A 16,617-nucleotide genomic window follows, 5' to 3' on the forward strand; every position below is an offset into this window, starting at 1 on the left:
TGATTCGGGGGGTACGCGTCATGCCCGACTGGTTCGCTTGACGGGCCCGGATCGCGGCGGATGTGCCGGCCCGCCGGTTCTCGCCGAGCCATCGGGAAACTCTGAACCGAGGAGTCGTTGTCTGTGAGTAAGGTGCTGTTTGTCTACGCCAAGGGCGGGCCGCCGCTGGAATACGCGCTGTCCCGGGTCGCCGCGAAGGCCGAAGTGCATCTGCTCGTGCTCGTTCCCCTTCCGCCCTCCGCCCACGAGGTGGTCACCCGGCTGTGCGCCTCGGTGATCAGCCCCGTGGACACCGCGTCCCAGGACCTCGTCGCGCTCATCACGGCTCAGGCACAGGCCGTCGGCGCCGACGCGGTGTTCACCCCGTCCGAGTACGCCGTGGTGGCGGTGGCGGACGCCTGCGAGCGGCTGGGTCTCGCCGGGGCCGGTGCGCACTGCGTGCTGGCCCGGGACAAGCGGATGATGCGCCGCACCTGGGACGCGCACGAGGTGTCCCAGCCACGGTTCCGCTCCGTGGCCACCGAGCGCGACCTGCACGAGGCCGCGGCCGAGATCCCGTACCCGATGCTGATGAAGGCGGCCTGGAGCGCCGGGTCCACCGCCCATCAGATCCTGCGCGGCCCGCAGGACATCGCGCCCGCCTGGGCCCGGGCCCGTGAGGTGATGGAGGACTCCGCCCGCCAGGGCTACGCCGAGCTGCACGTGGCCGGGGCGGCCGCCGATTTCCTCGTCGAGGAGATCGTGACGGGCACGGCCGCCGACTGGTTCGAGGAGCCCGGCTGGGGCGACTACGTCAGCGTCGAGGGCGTCGTGGCCGAGGGCGTCTATCACCCGGTGTGCCTGAGCGGGCGGATGCCCACCGTCGAGCCGTTCACCGAGCGCGCCGGGATCACCCCCGCTCTGCTCCCCGAGGATGCCCAGCGCAAGGTGGTGGAGCTGGCGACGGCCGCCGTGGACGCGCTCGGCCTGCGCACCTGCGGCACCCACACCGAGATCAAGCTGGGCGCCGACGGACGGATGTGGGTCATCGAGACCGCCGCCCGGTTCGGTGGCGCGATGACCGTCCCCCAGATCGAGGAGGTCTTCGGGGTGGACGTCATCGGCATGCTCATCGACCGGCTGCTCGGCCGCGAGGCCGACTGGCCCGATCCGGGGCCCGGTTCGGTGCTGGGCGCCGCGGACGCGAAGGGCGCGGCCGGCTCGCTGGTGGTGCTGGCCGTGGACGGCTCGGGCGCGCCGTGGCCGGACCGGCGGCTGTGGGACTTCGCCGCCGTCCAGGGCTCCGGAATGATCTCCACCGGGGCCCGGCTGACGCAGGTGGCCGAGCACTCGCTGCCGGACGGCACCCCGGTGCCGGTCTACGACCCGGCGGCGGGCGCGAACACCATGGCGGCGCTGTGTCTGCTGGTGGCCGACGATCCGGTCACGGTGATACGTGACTTCGAAAGGCTCAACGACGCCCTGCCCACCGTCCTGCCGCCCGCCCCGGTCACCGGGAAGCCGTGATGACCGGCATCAGCGCGCTTCCGGGCCCGGCCACCGCGCCCGGCACCGATGCCACCGTGGTCGGGGAGAACCTGTCGCTGCCGCTGTTCCGGTCGCTGTCCGGAGTGCTGGCCGGACACCCGTATCTGAAGGTGGTGGTCGACCGCACCGGGCACACCTGGCATCTGCTGGACACCGCGGTCCACCCCTTCCACGTCAACTATGTGGCCACCCGCATCCTCGGGATGGACCTGGACGACCTCGACGCCGGGCTCGACGCGTTCAACGCCTCGGTGTACACCGACCCCGGCCGCCGCTTCCTGCTCGGTGTGCTGTCGCTGCACGCCGATGAGGACACCGAGGGCCGGGACCGGCCGTTCCTGGTGCTGGAGACCACCGAGGCCGACACCATGGACGGCGCCTTGCTCCAGGAGTTCTACGACTTCGTCCGGGAGCGGGTGGACGGGCGGCTGCCGTTGCTGCTGAAACCCGCCAACCACGGCCAGGAGGCGGCACTCGCCCACGTGAGCGACGTAACGCTGCCGCGCATCCTCAGCCACGAGCTGTTCGTCAGCCGCCCCCGCACCCCGCTGAACACCGGGGAGGTCATCGGACGGCTGCGGTGGTTCGCCTCGCTCGAGGAGTACCGCGCGCACGCCGGGGACCTCGGCTGGTCGGACATCGTGGCCATGGACCGTCTGCCCGACGATGTGCCACGGGTGGCCGGATTCATCAACGCCGCCCCCATCACCCCGCTGTCCCACACCAATGTGCTGGCCTCCGGCTGGGGCATTCCGAACGCCATCGTGCGCGACATGGCCCGGCTGGTGGAGTCGGAGGAGCTGGACGGGGCGTGGGTGTGCTACCGGGTCCAGGACGACGAGGTGAGCCTGGTCCGGCTGCACGAGGTCCCGGAGCTGGACGAGCCCGCGTGGCACCAGCAGCGGATCCGGCTGGAGCCGCCGCTGCTGGAGGACATCCCCGTCCTGGAACTGCGCCGGCTGCGCCGCGAGGACCGCGACCGCTACGGCACCAAGGCCGCCAACCTTGGTGAACTCCACCATGTGCTGGACAGCCGCACCGCCGATCTCACCGCCTTCTACGGCCGCGCCCGGCCGCCCCGGAAGGACCTGTACGGCCATCTCGCCTCCCGGCTGACCGCGTCCGCCGACCCCGAGGCGCTGCGCCAGGCGGCCTCGGAGTTCGTGGCGGCCACCGTCACCGCGCCCGACGGCGTGGCGCTGCCGTTCGCCCTCCAGCACCGCTTCCTGATCTCCTCGCCCGCTCTGCAACAGGGCATCGGCAAGCTGAAGATGGCCCTGGAGCTGGGAGCCACCGATGTGCTGGACCCACTGTGCCTGAGCCTCCAGCAGCTGGTGCGCGCCACCCCGGTGCCGGAGGACGTGGCCGCGCGGATCACCGGCCCGTTCGCGGACCGCGTGTGCCGCAAGCGGCTGGTGGTGCGGTCCTCCTCCAATGCCGAGGACCTGCCCGGCTTTTCCGCCGCCGGGGTCTACGACTCCATCACCACGGTGCACGGCACGGACGAACTCCTCGACGCCGTACGGCAGGTGTGGGCCTCGCTGGTGTCGCCGCGCAGCGTCCGGCTCCGTCACGAGGCGGGCATCTCCCTGGACGACACCTACATGGGCGTCATCGTGCAGGAGTACACCCCGGCCGAGCTCGGCGGGGTGCTGGTCACCTGCAACCCCACGCGGCGCGAGGACTTCCGCAACGTTTACATCAACTGCACGCCCGGTTCGCCCGAGAGCGTCGTCGACGGCACCGCGCTGCCGTTGCAGTACCTCTACAACACTGTGGAGGGCGGGGGCCGCACCGTGGACCTCGGTTCTTCGGTCGAGGACCTGCCGTCCTCGGCCCGGGCGCGGCTGGCGGATCTCGCGCTCACCGGGCGGCTGCTCCAGTCGCACTTCGCGGACGATCACGATGATCCGGACGATCCGCTGGACATCGAGTGGCTGATGACCGAAGAGGGCGGTTTCAAGCTGGTCCAGCTCCGCCCGTACGCGCTGTGAAGGGCCGTGTGCCGTTCCTCCGCCGCTCCCCGGCGGAGGGACGGACCCCGCTCACCGCCGGGGCACGCCGGGTCATCGCCCTCAACAACGGTTTCCAGCTGCTGTTCAACCTGCTGTGGTGGATGCCGGTCTTCTACGGCTACCAGCGGCAGGCCGGGCTCTCGGACGCGCAGATCTTCGGCATCCAGTCCCTCTACTACATCGCCTTCTGCCTGTTCGAGATCCCGACCGGCCTGGTGGCCGACCGCATCGGCGCCCGCAACTGTCTGCGCGCGGGCGCCGTGGTGATGACCGCGGCGAACCTGGCCCCGGTCATCTCCCTCGACTACACCGGCTTCCTGGTCCACTTCCTCGCCATCGCCGCGGGACGCTCCCTCACCTCCGGGGCGGCCAGCGCCTACCTCTACGACGCGCTGCACGCGGAGGGCGCGGACGACCACTATCTGCGCGCCGAGGGCACCGCGCGGGCCCTCGGCCTGGCCGCGAAGGTGATGTGCTGGCCCCTGGTGGGACCGCTGATGGCGCTGTTCCGGCCCGCCCCGTACCTCCTCAGCGCGGCCAGCGCCGGGGCGTCACTGGCCTGTGCCATGGCCCTGCCCCGGCTGGTGGGCGCGGAGTCGGGGACACGCCGGTCGGGGGTGTGGCGGGAGGCGGGGCGGGCGCTGCGCCGGCTGCGCGGCTCCCCGTGGCTGGCCCTGGTGATGGTGCAGGGCGTGGCGGTCTTCACGCTCTCCCGGATCTGCCAGGTGAACCTGTTCCAGCCGATCCTGATCGGCCAGGGCATCCCGGAGCCCTCGCACGGCACTGTGCTGGCGGCGGTGACGGTGGCCGAGGCCGTGGGTGCGGCCCGGCCGCAGTGGCTGGGCCGCAAGCTGAAACCGCTGACGATGGTGTCCGTCTTGAGCCTGGCGATGGCGGTGTCCCTGGCCGGGATCACCCTGGGTGGGCCGATGGCGGCGGTGGCGCTGCTCTGCCTGTTCTCGGCGGTCACCGGCTTCGCGTATCCCATCCAGCGCAAACTGGTGAACGACGCGGTGCCGCCGGGCGCTCCGCGCGCCACCCTGCTGTCGGTGGAGAGCATCATCGACCGCGCGGTGTGCGCCCTGGCGGCGGTGGCCGCGGGCGCGTACCTCTCGGCGGGCCGGATGGACGCGCTGCTGTGGCACAGCGCCGCCGTGACCGCTGTGGTGATGCTCGCGGTGCACCTGGCCGTGCTGATCGGACGGCCCCGGCGCCCCCGCCCGCCAGGGGCCGCAGGCAGGGAGCGTCAGGAGGCCGTCGGGCACGGACGACGGTGATATCGGGCCGGCGAGCACCGCGGCCCCGACGTCGGCGAGGCCGATGAACGGTTCGGGGACCGCGCCGACCGGAAGCGCCAACTCGCGGGCGACCAGCGGCGCGCCTTCAGCGCACACACGGATCCGGGGCATCAGCCCCAGCGGGTTCCGGCGCACGCACCGCTACGGCCGTGGCCCAGTAGCCGACTGGGCCGCCGGCACCGCAGGGTCAGCTGGGCGGCGTATAGCGTCCGTCGATCGCCGTCCAGCCGCCGTCGACGAAGAGCTGGCTTCCGGTGACGAAGGACGACGCGTCCGACGCCAGGTAGACGACGGCACCGGCCAGTTCGTCCGGCCGGGACCAGCGGCCCAGGGCGCTCTTGGACGCGTAGGCCTCCGACCACTCCGGCACGGCCCTGATCTGCGCGGTCAGCGGGGTGTCCACGATGCCCGGGGCGACGGTGTTCACCCGCACCCCCGACGGGCCCAGTTCGGCCGCCGCGGTCCGCAGCATCTGGACCAGGCCCGCCTTCGTGGCCGCGTACACGCCCTGTCCCGGCTCGACGGCCACCGCGCGGATCGAGCTGAAGCCGATGATGCTTCCGCCACCGCGTGCGGCCATGCCACGGCCGAACGCCCGCACCAGGTCGAAGGAGGCGCGCAGATTGAGCGCCACGACCCGTTCGAACTCCTCGGCCGTGTAGTCGAGCAGCGGCTTGCGCACGTTCGTCGCGGCGGTGAAGACGAGCACGTCGACGGGGCCCAGCTCCTCGGCGGCCCGTGTCACCGCCTCGCCGTCGAGCACGTCGAGGGCGCGCGGGGAAAGGCCCGGCCCCATCGAGGCCGTCTCCGTGGCCGCCGTCAGGTCACGGTCGGCGCACACGACCGTGGCGCCGTGCGCGGCGAGGGCCAGGGCGCTCTCGCGGCCGATTCCGCTGCCCGCGCCCACCACGACGGCCTTGCGGCCGTCGAGCCGGAACAGGCGGGAGTACGCGTCCATCGGATCGGTGTGGTCCTGAGCTTGCACTGGGGTCCTCACGGCTTCTGTGTCGTCGGGCGGATCACTGCCATACGGGTGACGGTCAGCTCTTCGATGGCGAACCTCGGGCCTTCCCTTCCGGTCCCGGAGTCCTTGACGCCGCCGTACGGCATGACGTCGGAGCGGAAACCGGGAACCTCGTTGACGACCACCCCGCCCACCTCCAGGCGGTCGAGAGCGGTGAACGCCGTGTCCAGGGCGCTGGTGTAGACGCTCGCGTGCAGTCCGTAGCGTGAGTCGTTGACCACGTCGAAGGCGGTCTCCAGATCGGGGACGGACCGTACCGCGACCACGGGGCCGAACACTTCCTCGTCCCAGACGGGAAGGGCGCGGTCCACATCGAGCAGTACGGTGGGCTCGATCACCCCGTCGGTGACCCGGCCTCCGGCCGCCAGTGACGCCCCCGCCTCCACCGCCTCCGCCAGCCACGCGCGCACCCGCCCGGTCGACCGCTCGTCGATGAGCGCCGAGACACGCGTCGCCGGATCGCGGGGATCGCCCACGGCCACCTGGGCCACTCGCTCCGTCAGCCGGGCCACGAACTCCTCCCGCACGGCATCGACCACGATGACCCGCTGCACGCTGATGCACGCCTGGCCCGACGCGTAGTACCCGCCGCGTACGACCGCGTCGGCGGCGGCGTCGAGGTCGGCGTCGGCGGCCACCACCAAGGCGGCGTTGGAGCCGAGTTCGAGCAGCACCTTCGTGGGGGCGGCGTCCCGGGCGATCCGGTGGCCCACCGCGGCGGAACCGGTGAAGGACACCGCCCCGATCCGGCGGTCGGTGGTCAGCGCGACACCCACCTCGGGCCCGCCGGTCACCAGCTGCACCGCCGCCCGCGGCGCGTCGTGTGCGCTCAGGGCCTCGCGGAGGAGGTGCACCAGCCACAGGGTGGCCAACGGTGTCTGCGGGGCGGGCTTGACGATGATCGGGCAGCCGGCGGCCAGTGAGGGCGCGATCTTGTGCGCGGCGAGCAGCAGCGGGTAGTTGAAGCCCGCGATGCCCACCACCACGCCGATCGGCTTACGGGTCCAGAAGCCGAGCAGCCCCTCGCCCGACGGCAGCAGGTCCAGCGGCACCGTCTCCCCGTGCAGCCGGGCCACTTCCTCGGCCGCGGTCAGCAGGGTCAGCAGGGTGCGATCCACCTCGACCCGGCAGTCGACCAGTGGCTTTCCGGTCTCCAGGACCAGAAGCCGCTCGAAGTCCACGCGCCGGGAGGTGACGGCCTCGTGGGTGGCGAGGAGCGCGGCCCTGCGGGTGTGCGAGGGGAGCCGTCCGACCTGCTCGCGCACGGCGAGGGCCGCGTCCAGTGCCCGGCGCGCGAGGCCGGTGTCCCCGACGGGGGCCCGGGCGACGAGTGTCCCGTCGTAGGGGAAGCGGACGTCCCCGGTGGCGGGTGCCTCGACCCAGTGGTCGCCGATGGGAAGGCCCTCGGGGAACTCCTTCCCCACGGGGGATGCGCCGTCGGCGGATGGGACTTGGGTGGTCACGGTCGCTACTCCCGGTTGAGGTCGGCTGCCGACACCCCGGACAGTGCCTTGCCCAGGGTCGGAACGGCGGCGATGAGCCTGCGTGTGTAGGAATGCCGCGGGTCCTCGTACACCTGCTCCGTGGGCCCGGTCTCCACGATCTGTCCGGCGTGCATGACCGCGACCCGGTCGCACACATGGCGGACCACGGACAGGTCGTGGGAGACGAAGACCAGCGTGAGGGACAACTCCTCGACGAGGTCGGTGATGAGGTTGAGCACCTGGGCCCGTACGGACACGTCCAGGGCGCTCACCGGCTCATCCGCCACGATGATCTTCGGGCGGGGGGCGAGGGCACGCGCGATCGAGATGCGCTGCCGCTGGCCGCCGGAGAACTGGTGCGGATAGCGGTCCGCCGCGTCGGCGCGCAGGCCGACCGCCTCCAGCAGCTCGGCCACCCGCTCCCGGCGGTTCCCGTGCCCCTGCGCGACGAGCGGTTCGGCCACGATGTCGCCGACACGCATGCGCGGGTCCAGCGAACCCATCGGGTCCTGGAACACCAGCTGCAGCCGCTCGCGGACGAACTTCAGCCGTCTCTCCCCGAGCCCGGTGATGTCCCGGCCGTCGATCGCGACACTGCCGCTGGTGGGCCGGTCGAGCCCGGCCACAATCCGCAGCAGGGTCGACTTGCCGCATCCCGACTCGCCCACGATGCCGAACCGCTGCCCCTGGGGGACGGTGAAGCTGACGCCGCGCAGGGCGTGCACCGGCGGGCTGGGGCGGCGCAGCGAGGTACGGGCCCGCCGGTAGTCGCGCGTGACGTCGCGGACGGTGATGGCGTCCGCGGGGCCGGTCCGCGGCCCGGGCGTGAGAGGGGTGCTGGTCGGCTGCTCAGCCACGGCCGGCCTCCAGGTTCGCAGGGGTGCCGGTCCCGGGTGCGGCGCCCTCGGGTACCGGGTGGAAGCAGGCGTAGCCGGAGTCCGGCCCGGTCGAAACCCAGTCCGGCCGGGTGGCGCACTCCTCGGTCGCCTGGGCGCACCGGTTTCTGAAGACGCATCCGGCGGGGAACTGCCCCGCCGGCGGTACCGACCCGGCGATGGTGACCAGCCGGCCTCGGTCGTCGACTGCGGTCAGGTCCGAGGCGCCGAGCAGGCCCTGGGTGTAGCGGTGCCGGGGGCGCGTGAACACCTCCCGGACCGGGCCGGACTCGACCAGCCGCCCGCCGTACATGACCATGACCCGTTCGCAGGCGGTGGCCACCACGGCCAGGTCGTGGGTGATGAAGAGCATGGCCGACCTGCGATCCTGGACGCCCCGCACGATCAGGTCGAGCACCCGCGCCTGCACGGTGACGTCGAGCGCGGTGGTGGGTTCGTCGCAGACCAGCAGCGCGGGGTCGTTCGCGAGGGCGATGGCCAGCACCACCCGCTGCCGCTGACCGCCGGAGAACTGGTGCGGGTAGGCGTCGGCGGCGGTCGCCGGGTCGGGAAGCCCCACCTGGGCGAGCAGTTCCACGGCGGCGGCGCGGGCGGACGCCCGGTCGGGCCTGGTCCGGTGGATCAGCAGCACCTCGGCGATCTGCCGCCCGACCTTCATGGTGGGGTTCAGGGCGGTCATGGGCTCCTGGAAGACCATGGCGATCTCCTTGCCCCGCACCCGGGACATCCGCGCCTCGTCGGCGCCCACCAGGTCGTGGCCGACTCCGGCGAGCCGCACCGAACCGGTGGCACGGACCCCCTCGGGCAGCAGGCCCATGACGCTCAGCGCGGTCAGCGACTTGCCCGAGCCCGACTCGCCGATCAGGCCGACGCGTTCGCCCGCCCTGATGGTGAAGCCGACATCTTCGACGAGCGTGCGGCCGCCCACCGTGACGTCGAGGTTCCGCACGGCCAGCACGTCATCGGGAGAGCCATGGGCGGCGGCGGCCGGTCCCGTCTCGGGTACCGGGGTCATCGGCGGTCCTCCAGCTTGGGGTCGAAACGGTCGCGCAGCCCGTCACCGAGCAGGTTGAATCCGAGCACCGCCACCGCGATCGCGACGCCCGGGAACACCGCGAGCCGGGGAGCGATGGACAGCAGCTCCTGGCTCTCCTGGAGCATCCGGCCCCAGGACGGTGTGGGCGGCGGGGTGCCGAAGCCCAGGAAGGACAGCGCGGCCTCGGCGAGTACGGCGATGGCGAAACCCACCGACGCCTGCACGATGACGAGACTGCTGACGCCTGGCAGAACGTGCCGCACCGCGATCGCGAACGGCCCGCGTCCCGCCGCGCGTGCGGCGGTGATGTACTCGGTCTGCATCACCTGCAGGGTCCCGCCGCGGATCAGCCGGGCGAAATGGGGGATGGACGCGATGCCGATGGCGATCATCGCGACCAGCGTGCCCGCGCCGTACACGGCGGCGAACATGATGGCCAGCAGCAGCGCCGGGAAGGCGAGCAGCAGGTCGTTGCCGCGCATCAGCAGCTCGCCGAACCAGCGGGGGCCCATCCCGGCCACGATGCCGAGGGGCACCCCGATCAGGGCGGCGACCCCCACCGCCACGAAGCCGACGAACAGCGTGGTGCGCGAGCCGATCAGGATCTGGCTGAACACATCGCGGCCGAACTTGTCCGTGCCGAACCAGTACTCGGCCGACGGCTCCTGCAACCGCACCGCCGGATCCACCAGGGTCGGGTCGTGCGGGGTCCATGCGAAGGACAGCAGCGCCATGCCGATCACGAGCGCCACGATGAGCCCGCCCACCAGGAGGCTGCCCGTGACCGGGCGGCGCCGTCGGCGGGCGGCGGGCGCCGCGGACGCGACGATGGCCTCGGTGTCGAGAGCACTCATACCGCACCTCCCCTGAGCCGCGGGTCGATCAGGAGATAGACCATGTCCACCACGAAGTTCACGAGCAGCACCGCCATTGCGATGATCATGACCACGTCCTGCACCACGATGAGGTCCCGGTTGGCGACGCTGTCCAGCAGCAGGCTGCCGAGCCCGGGGATGACGAAGACCCGTTCGATGACGACGGAGCCCACCAGCAGCGTGGCGAGCTGCAGCGCCAGGACGGTGACCACGGGCACCGACGCGTTCCGCAGCCCGTGCCGCAGCAGCGCCCGCGTGGGGCGGAGTCCCTTGGCGCGCGCGGTGCGCAGATAGTCCTCCCGGAGGACGTCGAGCACGGCGCTGCGCACATAGCGGGTGAGCACCGCCGCCTGCACCATGCCGAGGGCCAGCGCGGGCATGGCCAGTTGTTTGACGAACAGGACCGGGTCCTCCACCGGAGGTGTCCAGCCGTTCGCCGGCAGCCATCCGAGTCCGACCGCGAACACGGTGATCAGGAGGATGCCCGCGAGGAACGCCGGGATGGCCACGCCGACTTGGGAGACGGCCGAGAGGAGGAGCCCGGAGGGCTTGCGGTGCCGCACGGCCATGAGCGTGCCCATCGGAACGGCCAGGATCAGCGCGATCACCATGGCGGTGCCGACGAGCCACAGGGTGACCTGGAGGCGGTCGGCGAGCTGCGGGCCGATCGGGGCGTGGGAGATGTAGGAGTCCCCCGGGTCGAAGGTCAGCAGCCCGTGTATCCAGTGGAGGTACTGGGCCACGAGCGGCCGGTCGAGCCCGAACTGCTCGCGCAGTTGCGCCACTGCCGAGTCCGACGCACTGGTTCCGAGGGCGACGCGGGCCGGGTCCCCCGGCAGTACCGCCATGAACGCGAACACCAAGACGGAGCTCACGGCCAGGCCGGCCAGGAGGACCCCGGCCCGCTGTACGAGACGGACGATCATTGGTTCACGCCGCCTTTCAGGACCGGCCCAGGCCGGTGAGGTCCAGTGACTCGGTCACGGAGTTCACGGGCAGTCCGGTGATGTCCTTGTCCGCCACCATCAGGTTCGGCAGCAGGAACAGCCAGTCGGCTGCCGCGTCCTTGGAGAGCAGCCGGGCGGCCGCTCGCATGTGGGTGATCTGCTGCTCCCGGGTGCCCTGGTCCGCCTTCGCCAGCAACGCCCGGAACGTGGGGTTGTCGTAGCGGATGTAGGACGTCTTGTTCCCGAACACCGTCTGCATGTCGCGGGGCTCCACGTGGCCGATGATGGACATGTCGTAGTCGGCGTTCTTGAACACGGTGGACAGCCAGGCGGCGGGGAACTCCAGCTGGTCCAGCTTGACCTTGAATCCCACCTGTTCCAGCTGGCTCTTGACCACGGTGCCGCACGCGGTGGCATACGGCAGGGTCGGAATCCGCAGCCGCAGCGTACGCCCGGCTTCGCCGGACTCCTTCACGAGCTTCTCGGCCTTGTCACGGTCGTACGGATACAGGTCCGTGAGGTTCTGATACCACGGGTCGGTCGGCGGGACCATGCTGCCGATGAGCTTGCCGCGGCCCGCCCAGCAGGTGTCCATCAGGGCCTTGTGGTCGATGGCGTAGCGGACCGCCTGGCGGGCCTTTGGATTCTTCATCGGGCCCGAGCCGTTGTTGAGGGAGAGGACCACCTCGCCGTTGGTCGTGCCCTCGATGACCTTGTACTTGGAGTTGTTCTGGAACCGGTACAGGGACTCCGGGGACTGCATCTGGCCGATCACGTTGATGGTGCCCGTGAGCAGCGCGTTGTTCATCGCCGTCGGGTCCTTGAAGTACTTGAGGGTGACCGACGCGAAGTGCGGTTCGCGCCCCCAGTAGCCGTTGCGACGGGCCAGCGTGATCGAGTCGCCGCGATTCCACTTCTTCACCACGTACGGGCCGGTGCCCACCGGCTCGGTGGCCAGCTCGCGCACGCCGGTCCGGCTGAACATCGCGCCGACGCGGGTGGTCATCCGGTACAGCCAGTCGTTGCTCGGCCTCTTCAGGGTGACCTTGAGTTCAGTGGGCGACACCGCCCGCGCCGAGTCCACGACATCCATCTGGGTCTTCTGCACCAGCGTCCAGTCGGTCTTGACGCGTTCGATGGAGAACCTGGCGTCCTCGGCGCTGAACCGTGCGCCGTTGCTGAACGTGGCGTTCTTCACCAGGTGGAACGTGTACGTCCTGCGGTCCTTGGACAGGCTCCAGGACGTGGCCAGTTGGGGCCGGATCTTCCCGGACTGGTCCAGCTTCACCAGGTTCTCGTAGACATTGTTCAGCAGTGCCTGCGGAATGGCGGCACCTTCGGTCTTGGTGAAGTCGAAGTTGGCCGGCTCGGCGGTGAGGCCGATGTTCAGGGAGTTCTTCCCCGCGCTGCCGGTTGCCGTGGATCCGGCGGAGCAGGCTGCCAGCGGCAGGCATGCGAGCGTGGCCGCTATCGCCCCGGGGCGCCGCGCCAGCCGCTTGTGAAGTCTCATCCGTGCTACTCCTGGCCTTCCATCGCGTGCAGAACGGCTGTTGCGACGTCCGCCGTGGTGGCGTTGCCACCGAGGTCGGCCGTGTGATGCCTGGTGTCTCGCAAGGTGTCCGCCACCGCCTCCCGGATGCGGCGCGCCGCGGTGGTGTGCCCGAGGTCGTCGAGCAGCATCGCGCCGGAGAGCATGCAGGCCACCGGATTCGCCACGCCCTTCCCGGCGATGTCGGGCGCGGAGCCGTGGACCGGTTCGTAGATGCCCGGCACATCCGCGCCCGGAAGGACGTTGGCGCTGGGAGCCATGCCCATACCGCCGGCGAGCACCGCGGCGAGATCGGAGAGGATGTCGCCGAACAGGTTGCTCGCGAGCAGCACGTCGAGGGAGCGCGGCGCCTGGATCATACGGGCGGCCATCGCGTCGACCAGCACGGTTTCCAGCTCGACGTGCGGATACTGCTCGCCGACCTCGCGCACCACCCGGTCCCACAGCGGATAGCCGTAACGCATCGCGTTGGACTTGGTCACCAGGCACAGGCGGCCCGACCGCCGGCCGGCCAGGCCGAACGCCTGGTGCGCGGCCCGCTCGATGACCCGGCGGGAGTGCACGGCGACCTCGATGCCGAGGTCGTGTCCGCTGCCGGCGTGGGCCACCCCGCCGGCGCCGGCGTATTCGCCCTCGGTGTTCTCGCGCACGATCACCAGGTCCACGCCATCGGTGTCGCGCACCTTGGTGGGGACGCCGGGGAACGCGCGCACCGGGCGCAGGTTCACGGCGAGGTCGAGCTGCTGCCGCAGGCCGATGATCAGGCCCCAGACCAGTTCGTGCTCGGGCACGTCGGGCCGTCCGACGGCGCCGAACAGCACGGCGTCCGCCTTCTTGACCTGGTCGGCCGCGTCGGCCGGCATCGCCGCGCCCTGCCGGAGGAACCGCTCGCCTCCCCAGTCCAGCGGGGTCACATCGAGCCGGTGGCCGTCGGCCTCCAGGGCGGCCCGGATCGCGGGCACGGTCGCCGCGACGACCTCCGGGCCGATTCCGTCGCCCGGAATGACCGCGAGCGTGACGACTGTGGTGTCCCGCGTCATCGACGCCACCTTCCGCTATGACTGGCCTGACCAGTAAGCTCACTTGTCAGGTACCGTCGCGACTGAAGCTGTTCCTGTCAAGGGTTCGAACGCCCCGGGTATCGCGACCGAAGGAGAGTGCGGGTGCTCACGGAACAGAACCTTGCCGCCATACCGGCCGTCGAGATGGTCGCCGGATTCGCCGACCGCACGCTGTCGCCGGTCGAGGTGCACGACGCCGTCCAGTCGGTGATCGAGGCGCGGGAGGGTGTGCTCAACGCGTTCTGGGTGCGCGATCCGGACGAGTCCCGCAAGGCGGCCCAGGCCAGCGAGGCCCGATGGGCCGCGGGCGAACCGCTCGGGCTCATCGACGGCGTGCCGGTGACCCTGAAGGAGAACGTCGCCCGCAGGGGCGTGCCCATGCCCTCGGGCAACGCGGGCACCGAGCCGGCCCTCCCCGAGGCGGACGCGCCCATCACCGCGCGGGTCCTCGAATCCGGCGGGGTGATCCTCGGCTCGACCGTGATGCCGGACTGGGGCATGCTCTCCTCCGGGGTCTCCAGCCGCCACGGCATCTCGCGCAGCCCCTGGAACCCCGACTGGACCACCGGCGGGTCCAGCTCCGGCGCGGGGGCGGCGGCCGCCGGGGGATACGGCCCGCTCCACGTCGGCACCGACATCGGAGGGTCGATCCGGCTGCCGGGCACCTGGCTGGGCCTCGCCACGCTCAAGCCCAGCTACGGGCGGATCCCGCTGGACGCCCCGTACCTGGGGCGCGCGGCCGGTCCCCTGACCCGCACCGTGGCGGACGCGGCCCTGTTCATGCGGGTCCTGAGCCAGCCGGATCCCCGGGACTGGTCGAGCCTGCCGCCGCAGGACATCGACTGGCCGGCGCTGGACGGTGAGGTGCGCGGACTGCGGGTGGGGGTCCACCTGGAGGCGGGCTGCGGGGAGCCGTGCGACGCCGAGATCCTGGCCGCGGTGAACCACGCGGCCGAGGTCTTCGAGGCGGCGGGGGCCGTCGTGGAGCCCGTCGAGCGGTTCATGACCCAAGACCTCCTGGACGACCTGGACCTGTTCTGGCGGGTGCGGTCCTGGAACGACTTCCGCGAGCTGGCCCCCGAGGCCCGGATGCGCGTCCACCCCCACATCATCCGATGGTGTCAGGGCGGCGCGGACATCCCCGGCACGAAGGTCCTCCAGTGCTACCAGCAGATCATGCGCATCCAGGCGCGGACCGTGGCGGCGACGCTCCCCTACGATCTGGTGCTCTCGCCGGTGGCCCCGGTGGCGGCGTTCCCCGCCGAGCGGCCCATGCCGTTCCCGGGGGACGCGAAGACCATGGCCCACATCGGCTTCACCGCGCCGTACAACATGTCGGGACAGCCCGCGGCCACCGTCAACTGCGGTTTCACAACCGACCGCCGGCCCATCGGGGTGCAGATCTCGGGCCGCCGTTTCGATGATCTCGGCGTCCTGCGGGCGGCGGCATGGTACGAACGGAACCGGCCTGCCGACGCGATCCCGCGCTGGCCGGATCACGCCCTCGGGGCGCCCACGGGGAAGAAGAAGACGACATCGACCACGCCCGAAGGGGAGAAGCCTTGAGCGACGGGGCACAGTTCCGGCAGGTCTCGCCGGTACGGCTCTACCAGCGCATCGTCGAGCAGATCGAACAGGCGATCGCGCGAGGTGACCTGAAGCCCGGTCAGCGGCTGCCGAGCGAGCGGGTGTTGGTGACACAGTTCGGGGCGAGCCGGCCCACCGTGCGGGAGGCCCTGCGCGTACTGGAGAGCAACGGCCTCGTCCGCTCGCGCCCGGGGGACCCCCACGGCCCGGAGATCCTGCCGTTCTCACCGGCCGGGCTGACCAAGGAGATGACCCGGCTCGTCCAGTTCGAGAACATGTCGATGGCCGAGCTGATCTCGTTCCGCATGATCCTCGACGGGTCGGCGAGCCTGCTGGCGGCCCGGCTGCGCTCCGAGGAGGAGCTGTCCGCCATGGAACGGACGCTCGCCGTCATGTCGGACGCGATCGAGACCGGGTACGAGGAGTTCAGCAAGGCGGACATCGCCTTCCACGAGGCGGTGGCCGTGGCCAGCCGCAACTCCCTCATCGAGGTCTGCAACCAGGTGGTCCGGGGCGCCGTCCTCACCCTGATCTCGGACAAGGTCGTCCACGCGCACAACAGCACGGCGCTCATGCGCGAGTCGCTCCAGCACCACCAGGAGGTGCTGGAGGCGATCCGGCAGGGGGACGGCCCGGCGGCGGCCCGCATCTCGCGGCGCAAGCTCTACGAGTACTACGCCGTCTACGTCCCCGAGGACGAGCGGGAGCCGCTGCTCGCGCTCATGGACGACGAAGAGGCCTGAGCGGTCCCGCGCCGTGCCCTGACCCGCTCAGGGCACGGGCGTGCCGCGTTGCCAGGAGTCGATGACGATCAGCGTCTTCGTCTGCAGCACACCGGCGCCCTTACGGCGCAGCCGGTTGACCACCTTCTGCAGGTCGTCGACGCTGTCGACGTGCAGCCGGACGAGTGCGTCCACATCGCCGGTGAGCGTCAGCACCTCGTCGACCTCCGGCAGCGTCGACGCGAACTCCACGATGTCGTGGATGTCCGTGTCGCCCGTGAAACGCAGCTCGGTGACCGCCTGGAGGCCCTGGCCGAGCTTGGCCTGATCCGTGGTGACCGTGTAGCCGGTGATGACCCCCGACTCCTCCAGGCGCGCGATGCGCCGCCGGACCGGCGCCGGGGAGAGCCGCACCAGGCGTGCGATGTCGCGAACGGTGCGCCGCCCGTCGGCTCGCAACAACTCCAGGATCCGCAGATCGACCGAGTCGAGATGTACGGGTGCCGACATGCCGCAAGTGTAAGCGGCGCTTGCCGCAACGGTCACTCCCCGCCCCGGTGGACTTCCCGCAAAGAGCGTCCGTCCATCGCTGTGCG

At 71.3% G+C, this 16,617-nt stretch carries 14 protein-coding genes; 5 read left to right on the top strand and 9 right to left on the bottom strand.

Annotated features, from left to right (window positions below; all coding sequences use genetic code 11):
* Positions 1-123: 123 nt before the first annotated feature.
* The 3 genes from ASC60_RS22110 to ASC60_RS22120 are packed head-to-tail and all read left to right on the top strand — an operon-like array spanning position 124 to position 4,819.
* A complete protein-coding gene (locus tag ASC60_RS22110) occupies positions 124-1,506 on the top strand; it encodes an acetyl-CoA carboxylase biotin carboxylase subunit family protein (RefSeq protein ID WP_055553652.1) in 1,383 nt (460 codons plus the stop codon).
* The gene (locus ASC60_RS22115) at positions 1,506-3,521 is read left to right on the top strand and encodes a PEP/pyruvate-binding domain-containing protein (protein ID WP_055553654.1); all 2,016 of its coding nucleotides are present in this window, start codon (positions 1,506-1,508) and stop codon (positions 3,519-3,521) included. Before ASC60_RS22110 ends, ASC60_RS22115 begins: the two co-directional genes overlap by 1 nt.
* Positions 3,522-3,529: 8 nt before the next feature.
* Positions 3,530-4,819: an MFS transporter gene (locus tag ASC60_RS22120; RefSeq protein WP_055553656.1), complete on the top strand. Its 1,290-nt coding sequence runs from the start codon at positions 3,530-3,532 to the stop codon at positions 4,817-4,819.
* 208 nt (positions 4,820-5,027) lie between these two features.
* Here the strand turns inward: ASC60_RS22120 and ASC60_RS22125 are convergent, their stop codons facing one another.
* From ASC60_RS22125 to ASC60_RS22160, 8 genes are read right to left on the bottom strand one after another with little or no spacing between them, the layout of a single operon-like run.
* Positions 5,028-5,825 carry an SDR family NAD(P)-dependent oxidoreductase gene (locus ASC60_RS22125; protein WP_199831021.1) on the bottom strand — a complete coding sequence of 266 codons (798 nt, stop codon included), beginning with the start codon at positions 5,823-5,825 and terminating at the stop codon, positions 5,028-5,030.
* Positions 5,826-5,833: 8 nt separating this feature from the next.
* Positions 5,834-7,327, bottom strand: a complete 1,494-nt coding sequence (locus tag ASC60_RS22130; RefSeq protein ID WP_234357073.1) for an aldehyde dehydrogenase family protein — start codon at positions 7,325-7,327, stop codon at positions 5,834-5,836.
* A gap of 5 nt (positions 7,328-7,332) precedes the next feature.
* The gene (locus ASC60_RS22135) at positions 7,333-8,205 is read right to left on the bottom strand and encodes an ATP-binding cassette domain-containing protein (protein ID WP_055553660.1); all 873 of its coding nucleotides are present in this window, start codon (positions 8,203-8,205) and stop codon (positions 7,333-7,335) included.
* Positions 8,198-9,259 carry an ABC transporter ATP-binding protein gene (locus tag ASC60_RS22140; protein WP_055553662.1) on the bottom strand — a complete coding sequence of 354 codons (1,062 nt, stop codon included), beginning with the start codon at positions 9,257-9,259 and terminating at the stop codon, positions 8,198-8,200. Before ASC60_RS22140 ends, ASC60_RS22135 begins: the two co-directional genes overlap by 8 nt.
* Positions 9,256-10,134 (bottom strand): ABC transporter permease, encoded by an 879-nt coding sequence (locus tag ASC60_RS22145; RefSeq protein WP_199831022.1) that lies wholly within the window; start codon positions 10,132-10,134, stop codon positions 9,256-9,258. Before ASC60_RS22145 ends, ASC60_RS22140 begins: the two co-directional genes overlap by 4 nt.
* Complete coding sequence (locus tag ASC60_RS22150; RefSeq protein ID WP_055553664.1) at positions 10,131-11,081, bottom strand: ABC transporter permease; 951 nt, start codon at positions 11,079-11,081, stop codon at positions 10,131-10,133. Before ASC60_RS22150 ends, ASC60_RS22145 begins: the two co-directional genes overlap by 4 nt.
* A 16-nt stretch (positions 11,082-11,097) precedes the next feature.
* Positions 11,098-12,612: an ABC transporter substrate-binding protein gene (locus tag ASC60_RS22155; protein ID WP_055553667.1), complete on the bottom strand. Its 1,515-nt coding sequence runs from the start codon at positions 12,610-12,612 to the stop codon at positions 11,098-11,100.
* Positions 12,613-12,617: 5 nt separating this feature from the next.
* On the bottom strand, positions 12,618-13,691 hold the full coding sequence (locus tag ASC60_RS22160) for an isocitrate/isopropylmalate dehydrogenase family protein (protein WP_055553669.1): 1,074 nt from the start codon (positions 13,689-13,691) through the stop codon (positions 12,618-12,620).
* Positions 13,692-13,814: 123 nt separating this feature from the next.
* On the opposite strand from ASC60_RS22160, the gene ASC60_RS22165 reads away from it, so the two are divergent.
* Both ASC60_RS22165 and ASC60_RS22170 read left to right on the top strand, forming a co-directional pair.
* Positions 13,815-15,278: an amidase gene (locus ASC60_RS22165; protein WP_063787183.1), complete on the top strand. Its 1,464-nt coding sequence runs from the start codon at positions 13,815-13,817 to the stop codon at positions 15,276-15,278.
* Complete coding sequence (locus tag ASC60_RS22170) at positions 15,275-16,042, top strand: FadR/GntR family transcriptional regulator (RefSeq protein WP_055553671.1); 768 nt, start codon at positions 15,275-15,277, stop codon at positions 16,040-16,042. Before ASC60_RS22165 ends, ASC60_RS22170 begins: the two co-directional genes overlap by 4 nt.
* Before the next feature lie 27 nt (positions 16,043-16,069).
* On the opposite strand, the gene ASC60_RS22175 is transcribed toward ASC60_RS22170, so the two are convergent.
* On the bottom strand, positions 16,070-16,531 hold the full coding sequence (locus ASC60_RS22175) for an Lrp/AsnC family transcriptional regulator (protein ID WP_055553673.1): 462 nt from the start codon (positions 16,529-16,531) through the stop codon (positions 16,070-16,072).
* Positions 16,532-16,617 lie beyond the last annotated feature (86 nt).

Origin of the sequence: Streptomyces sp. NBRC 110028, assembly GCF_001417735.1 — a bacterium.
GTDB lineage: Bacteria > Actinomycetota > Actinomycetes > Streptomycetales > Streptomycetaceae > Streptomyces.